The organism is Halonatronomonas betaini (assembly GCF_015666175.1).
Lineage (GTDB): Bacteria > Bacillota > Halanaerobiia > Halanaerobiales > Halarsenatibacteraceae > Halonatronomonas > Halonatronomonas betaini.
The window spans coordinates 1-1,567 of sequence record NZ_JADPIE010000015.1 but is presented as its reverse complement, the minus strand read 5'-3'; the positions used below and the strand labels follow the sequence as shown (position 1 = coordinate 1,567).

The window sequence follows — 1,567 nt, the reverse complement described above, 5'->3', positions numbered from 1 at the left end:
TCACCTTGTATAATGAACATAGGGAAGAACATTATACTTTTCCTTTCTTATAAAAGTTTTATATAATCTAAATAGGTGCTGTGGATTAGTTTTATTCACCTACAGCTGCTATCCCTATTATCCAATTCTAGCAGACTGTTTCACTTGAGGCTATAACCACAGCTCTATGTTTAATTGTTAATTAGTTAGATAACGCTTGACGTTTTATATATAACAAGGATACATTCAACATAGAGTTTTGTGGAACACAGCATACTTTCATTAAGGAGATGTTGCTCATGTTATTCGTTGGTATCGATATCTCAAAATCAAATCATAGCTGCTATATTATTGATTCTGAAGGTACAATTTATGAAAACAATCTCCAAATTTTAAACAACCTTCAAGGTTTTAAAACACTATCTCAAAAAATTCACTCTATCTGTCAGATTCATAATTACAAAAATGTAAAAATAGGACTCGAATCTACAGGTCATTACAGCACTAATATCACAAATTATCTGTATTCTGAGGGGTTTGAAGTTATTATCTTCAACCCTATTATTACCAATAACAAGAGAAAAGGTAATACTCTCAGGAAAACTAAAACAGATAAAACCGATGCAAAGGTTATTGCGACTATGCTCTTTACTGATAGATCAAAGTCCTATTCACCTATATCATATCAGATAATTGAGCTAAAGTCATTAACCAGATATCGTCATCGAATGGTAAAGCAACGTAGTAAATTTAAGTTATCCTATACACGGTTGATAACCATTATATTCCCTGAATTAGCAGATCATGTTTCGACTGTCCATCAAAAATCTATACAAAAACTATTTTTTGAGTTTCCTACAGCTAAAGCTATAGCTAGCTGTCATTTAACTAAACTTACTAATTTGCTGAAAAAGAATTCAAAAGGTAAATATCTTAAAGATAAGGCTATTGAATTAAAAGAGTTAGCTTCCAAATCAATAGGTTCTTCAAATAGAGCTACTGCCTTTGAACTCCAGCAAACAATTAAATTTATTCAATTTTTAAATAGCGAAATAAATATTATTGATCAAAAAATCAAAGATCTAGTCGATGAAATTAAAACCCCATTAATTACCATACCAGGTATTGGATACACTTTAGCAGCAACAATAATTGCAGAAATTGGTGATATAAATCGTTTTTCCAAGCCATCAAAATTACTAGCATTTTCAGGTTTAGATCCTTCAGTATATCAGTCTGGTAAGTATGATGCCTCTCATACCATGATGGTAAAAAGAGGATCTAAATATCTAAGATGGGCTATCTTACAAGCTGCTAGAACTGTTACTATGAGAGATAAAACTTTTAAAGATTATCTTAATAAAAAACTTTCTGAAGGAAAGCATTATTTTGTAGCTTTATCTCATGTCGGTAAAAAATTAATCAGAGTTATTTTCTATTTATTAAAGAAAAATATTGACTTTGTACCTCAAAATTAATTTTTCAGATTTCATATAATTTTTAAGCAATTCAATTGCTATATTTGTCATGCCAATATATCTCTAAAAATATTTTTTAAAAATCACTTGACTCTATATAGTTAGTCTCA

1 protein-coding gene is annotated in these 1,567 nt (G+C 29.7%); it reads left to right on the top strand.

Annotated elements, in window-relative coordinates:
• Positions 1 to 278 precede the first annotated feature (278 nt).
• On the top strand, positions 279 to 1,457 hold the full coding sequence (locus tag I0Q91_RS14225; protein ID WP_270455323.1) for an IS110 family RNA-guided transposase: 1,179 nt from the start codon (positions 279 to 281) through the stop codon (positions 1,455 to 1,457).
• The last annotated feature ends 110 nt before the right edge of the window (positions 1,458 to 1,567 follow it).

Bases quoted from the DNA above. Each gene is read 5' to 3' on its own strand.
- I0Q91_RS14225 (WP_270455323.1), top strand. From the start codon at position 279: ATGTTATTCGTTGGTATCGATATCTCAAAATCAAATCATAGCTGCTAT.